The sequence below is a fragment of the Micrococcus sp. LASM2_SD2 genome (assembly GCF_057364565.1).
The window spans coordinates 1-5077 of record NZ_JBNFOB010000182.1 but is presented as its reverse complement, the minus strand read 5'-3'; the positions used below and the strand labels follow the sequence as shown (position 1 = coordinate 5077).

General features: G+C 73.2%; 5 protein-coding genes and 1 pseudogene. 5 read left to right on the top strand and 1 reads right to left on the bottom strand.

Going from position 1 to position 5077, the window contains the following annotated elements; genetic code table 11:
* Window positions 1-473: 473 nt before the first annotated feature.
* Window positions 474-1034 (bottom strand): inorganic diphosphatase, encoded by a 561-nt coding sequence (locus AC2W7A_RS09390; RefSeq protein ID WP_485991130.1) that lies wholly within the window; start codon window positions 1032-1034, stop codon window positions 474-476.
* Between the two features lie 69 nt (window positions 1035-1103).
* On the opposite strand from AC2W7A_RS09390, the gene AC2W7A_RS09385 reads away from it, so the two are divergent.
* The 5 genes and pseudogenes from AC2W7A_RS09385 to AC2W7A_RS09365 all read left to right on the top strand — a co-directional run bounded on the left by AC2W7A_RS09385 (window position 1104) and on the right by AC2W7A_RS09365 (window position 4981).
* Window positions 1104-2033, top strand: a complete 930-nt coding sequence (locus AC2W7A_RS09385; RefSeq protein WP_485991129.1) for a protein kinase domain-containing protein — start codon at window positions 1104-1106, stop codon at window positions 2031-2033.
* The gene (locus AC2W7A_RS09380; RefSeq protein WP_485991128.1) at window positions 1984-2625 is read left to right on the top strand and encodes a hypothetical protein; all 642 of its coding nucleotides are present in this window, start codon (window positions 1984-1986) and stop codon (window positions 2623-2625) included. The genes AC2W7A_RS09385 and AC2W7A_RS09380 overlap by 50 nt, the downstream gene beginning before the upstream one ends.
* Before the next feature lie 118 nt (window positions 2626-2743).
* Window positions 2744-3217: a DNA-binding protein gene (locus AC2W7A_RS09375; protein ID WP_485991127.1), complete on the top strand. Its 474-nt coding sequence runs from the start codon at window positions 2744-2746 to the stop codon at window positions 3215-3217.
* A pseudogene (locus AC2W7A_RS09370) lies at window positions 3214-3567 on the top strand (D-alanyl-D-alanine carboxypeptidase); the annotation flags it as partial. The gene AC2W7A_RS09375 and the pseudogene AC2W7A_RS09370, both read left to right, overlap by 4 nt.
* 133 nt (window positions 3568-3700) lie before the next feature.
* Window positions 3701-4981 carry a D-alanyl-D-alanine carboxypeptidase gene (locus AC2W7A_RS09365; RefSeq protein WP_485991126.1) on the top strand — a complete coding sequence of 427 codons (1281 nt, stop codon included), beginning with the start codon at window positions 3701-3703 and terminating at the stop codon, window positions 4979-4981.
* The last annotated feature ends 96 nt before the right edge of the window (window positions 4982-5077 follow it).

The following is a 5077-nucleotide window of genomic DNA, read 5'->3' as shown; positions in this document are numbered from 1 at the left end:
CGAGGCCGACCAGGCCCGCGGTGAGGGGGCGGCGGCGAGGGCCGGGCGGGCTCCGGTGCGGGGGTGGCCGGTCCGGGCGGTGATGCTGGTCTGGTGCTGCATGGCGGAGATCCTCCGGGTGTCCCGTGGCCGCCGCTCCGGCGACCACACCTTCCGTTTGCTGTTGCAAACATACCTCAGGTGATCGCAGTTGCAAACACCCTGACCCATGAATACTCGCCCCCAACGGTGACGATTCGGTGAACTCAGCCCAGTCTCCGCATAAACCGCCAGGTCAACGCCCCTTCTTCGCCTCAGCGCAGGAACGTCCCATGCACAACGACGACGGCCGCCCACCCCCGCCAGATCCCGCACCCTGGGTGCGGCGTCGGCGGACGGCGAGCGGCCGTCGTCGTGCCTCTCGGCCGGGATCACAGGTCCCGGCCAGGCTCAGCAGGAGCGCATCACCGTTGCACGGCACGCTCCCGAGCAGGTCACTCCTGTTCGGTGGCCGGCTGGGCGGCCTCGGTGTCCACGTCGCGGCCCTGCGGCTCGTCGGACTCGGAGTGCTCGCCGGCGTCCTTGAAGCGCTGGATGGAGGCCTCGAGCTCCTTCTCGGCGGCCTCGCGGCCCTCCCAGCCCTCGGCCTTGACCCACTTGCCCGGCTCCAGGTCCTTGTAGCGGGTGAAGAAGTGCTCCAGCTCCTTCTTCAGCCACTCGTCGATGTCCTCGAGCTCCTGGATGTGGTCGAAGCGCTTGTCCGCCGGGACGCAGAGGACCTTGGCGTCGCCGCCGCCGTCGTCGGTCATGTTGAAGACGCCGATCGGGCGGGCCTCCACCACCACGCCGGGGACCAGGTCGAAGCCCGGCAGGAACACCATCGCATCCAGCGGGTCGCCGTCCTCGCCCAGGGTGTTCTCGAAGAAGCCGTAGTGGGTCGGGTACTGCATCGGGGTGAACAGCACCCGGTCCAGGCGCAGGCGGCCGGTCTCGTGGTCGAACTCGTACTTGACGCGCGAACCGGCGGGGATCTCGATCGTGACGTCGTGCTCCATGACGCTCCTCAGGTCGGAAATCGGGGTGGGTCTGGGACCAGCGTACCGGCGCGGCGCGCCCGATCGGCCATGATGGAGCGTATGGGCCAAGTGATCGCGGGGCGCTTCGAGCTCGTCGCCCCGATCGCCCGTGGAGGGCAGGGCACGGTGTGGCTGGCGGAGGACCGCCGCACCGGCCGCCGCTGTGCCGCGAAGGTCCTGGGCCAGGCGGACTCGGCCTCCCTGCTGCGCTTCGTCCGCGAGCAGGGCGTGCAGGTGGACCACGCGCACCTGGCCTCCCCGTACGGGTGGGCCGCGCAGGACGATGAGGTCGCCATCGCCATGCCGCTGGTGGCCGGCGGATCCCTCGAGGGGGCGCTGACGGACTGGGGCGGACTGGGGGAGCCGCTGACCGCCGCGCTGCTGCTGCAGCTGCTGGATGGCCTGGCCGAGCTGCACAGCTCCGGATGGATCCACCGGGACGTCAAGCCCGCCAACGTGCTTCTGGCGGCCACCGGCACGGGCGAGCCGCACCTGCGCCTGGGGGACATGGGCCTGGCCATGCGCGCGGACGACCCGCGCCTGACCAGCCTCGGCCACCTCCACGGCACCCCTGGCTACGTGCCGCCGGAGGCCTATGCGGACCAGGCGCCCGCCCCCGCGCAGGACCTGTTCGCCGCCGGGGTGACCGCCCTGCGCATGCTCGACCCCGGCTGCCGACCGCAGGACGCCGGTGAGCTCGAGCGGGTGCTGGCCGCTGTGGCGAACGTCGATCTGCGTGACGTGCTGACCGGGCTGGTGTCCGACGACTCCGCCGCCCGGGAGTGCGCCGCCGCCGAGGCGCCCCGTCGGCTGGCCCGGCTCGGCCCGTCCGGAGCCCTCCCGGGCGCGTCCCGACGACGGCCCCCGCCTCTCCGAGACTCCGCACCTCCCGGGTGGCTACCTGACCGCCTCCGGGGAGCCGTTCGAGGTGTTCGATCAGCTCGAGGGTCTGGGCGAGGAGTTCGGTGGCGAGTTTGACGCGGACACCGAGGACGTGCCGCCGGTGGTCGAGACGACCGTCATCACGGCTCCGGACCATGTGGAGGCGAGCGCTCCGGCCGGAGTGCCCGGTGTGGCTGGCACGGAGGCGTCGCCGCTGGTGGCCCCGGCAGCGGAGGCCCCCGAAGTCGACCGCTCCCGCCTGCTGGCCTGGGCGCTCGTCGGCGCCGGCGTGCTCGCGCTGATCGCCGCCCTGGTCCTGCTGGTCGGCGGCGGGGGAGAGGGCGACCCCGGAGCGGGTGCCCCGTCCGGGACCGGCACCTCCGCGTCCTCGACGTCCGGAGCAGCTACGTCGCCCTCGCCCGGCACGTCCTCCGCCGAGCCGACCGCGGAAGGCAGGGAACCGACGTCGTCCGAGGAGGCGTCCACGGCGTCGAGCACCGGGTACCCCAGCCCGGACGCCCCGGCGACCCCGCGCTCCGCCGGTCGTCCTGCCCTGAGCAGCTCGGTGCGCGAAGGGCAGGACTGCATCCCTGCCGAGCATGGCATCGAGGTGATCGGCGTGGATCAGAACCACCTGATGTGCACCTGGGCGGACGGCGCCTACAGCTGGACCGCGGTCCAGGACTGACGAATCAGACCCGGTGTTCGCAGTCGCAGGCCATGCGCCGATGTTCGCAGGTGCACACCCTCGGTGTGACGGAGTCCTCCGTTTCGCACCTGCAAACACGTTTGCGATCATGGATCGCATGACCGCCAACCAGGACTACGCAGAACAGCAGCGCGCGCTCTACGGGGCCCCGCTGGGGGAGCGCTTCGGCGTCGTCCTGAAGGAGTACGGCATCAGCCAGCGCACCCTGGCGGCCACGCTCGGCCTCTCCGCGCCGATGCTGTCCCAGCTCGCCAACGCCCAGCGCATCAAGATCGGCAACCCCGCCGTCTACGCCCGCCTGGTCATGCTCGAGGAGCGCATCGAGGAGGAGGACAAGGCCGCCGTCCTCGCCGAGGTCCGCGAGTCCGACCCCGTCCTCACCACCCAGGTGCGCCACACCTCCTCCCGGCACCACGACGACGGCACCGCACCCGGGCACGACCACCTCGCCTCGGCCTTGGCCTCCCTCGGCAGAGCCTCCGAGCTCACCGCCGCGGCCGAGGCGGCCGGCAGCGGACTGCTCAGTGCCGTGCTGCGCCGCGCCGCCGAGCTGGCCGGGGACCGCCGATGAAGGCCTCGTTCTTCACCGCCGCGGCTGCGGCACTGCTGGCAGCCGCGCCGATCCTCGAGCCGCATCCGGGGGACATCGGCCCGTTCGACGGGGACCCGGCGCCGCCCGTGGTGCAGGAGGTCTCCGAGCAGGCCGCGACCGCCCCGATCCCCACGGAGGCGGAGATCGGCTCGATCCTCGCCGGCCCGCTCGCCGAGCACCCCGGGACCGCGCACGTGTCCGTCCGGGACGCCGTGACCGGGGAGGAGCTCTACGGGCAGGGCCAGGACGAGGCGGTCGCCCCCGCCTCGGCGATGAAGCTGCTTACCGCTGCCACCGCGCTGAGGACACTGGGCGCCGAACGGCGGTTCCGCACCCGCACCGTGCTGATCGACCCGGCCCGCAGCGCCGTGCAGACCCAGCCCCGGCCGGCGAGCACCTGCAGCCTCAGGCCACCGCACAGCCCGGCGGGGAGTCCACGGGGGCGCTGCAGCCGGAGTCGACGTGGCAGCCCGCGCCGAGCCCGAGCTCCACGTGGCAGCCCTCTCCCAGCTCGAGCTGGCCCCGAGCCCGTCGTCCACGTGGCAGCCGGCGCCGTCTCCGACCCCATCCCCAACGGGGCAGTCGGAGCCCACCTCCTCCGCCGAGCCGACGCCGAGGCCCACCCCCAGCCCCACGGACGGTGCGGGCGGCAGCGACGAGCCGACCGAGAGCCCCAGCCCGTCCTCGGCGAGCCCCTCCCCGGGCGAGTCGGACGCGGAGGGCGTGCCGCCGTCGTCGGCTCCCGAGCCCGAGGGGCCGAAGCAGCTGGTGCTGGTGGGCGGAGGCGACGTCATGCTCGGCACCGGTGCCTCGGACGAGAGCCGCGTGGACGGCCGTGCCGGTCTGGCGACCCTCGCCGAGGAGACCGTGCAGGGTCTGCAGGAGCAGGGGGTCACCGGCGAGGTCGAGCTGACCGTGGACCTGCGGCTCTACGCTGGCGACGGTGTGAACCCGGCATGGAGCCAGGGGCTGCTGGACGAAGGCTATATCTCCCGGGTCCAGCCGCTGGCCACCTTCGGAGGGCGTCCTGAGCCCGGCACTGCCGAGGAGCGCGTGGCTGACCCCGCGCAGTTCGCCGCCCGGCGCTTCCAGTCCGTGCTGAAGGAGAAGGTCGAGGAGTCGGGCGCGGAGCTGACGCTGACGGTCCGCGAGGACGTCCCGCAGACCACGGCTCCGCGGGAGATGGTCGAGGAGTCCGAGCCCGTGGGCGAGGTGCGTTCCGCGCCGCTGCGCGAGCAGGTCGATTACATGCTGGCGCACTCGGACAATCAGCTCGCCGAAGCCCTGGCCAGGAATGCCGCCTACGCCGTCGGGCGCACGCCGGACCACCGCGGCGCAGCCGAGCTCATGACCGACGTGGCGGCGGACCTCGGTGCGGACACCGAGGGGATGGACCTGAAGGACGCCTGCGGACTCACCGGGCGCAACCGCATCAGCGCCGCCGCGCTCACGGGGGTGCTCGCCGCCTCCGCGGAGATGCCGCTGCTGGGCGCCACGCTCCAGGGCCTGCCCACCCCCGGCAGCGACTCCACCTTGGAGAAGCGGCTGGTGGGCTCCGCCGCCGAGGACACCGCCGCCGCGAAGACCGGCACCCTCCTCGAATCGGTCTCCCTGACCGGGCGCGTGGTGACCACGCAGGGTCGCGTGCTCGTGTTCTCCATGGTGCTCACCGGCATCGACTCCGAGGTGGCCGACGCCCGCGCCGCCACCGACCGGGCCGTCGCCGCGCTGGCGCAGCTCTGAGCGGCGGCGTCACGCCGAGCGCGGACGGACCCGGTTCCCGACCGGCTCCGTGTGGTGGACTGGGCGCATGACCGACTCCACCGCAGGCACTCCCGC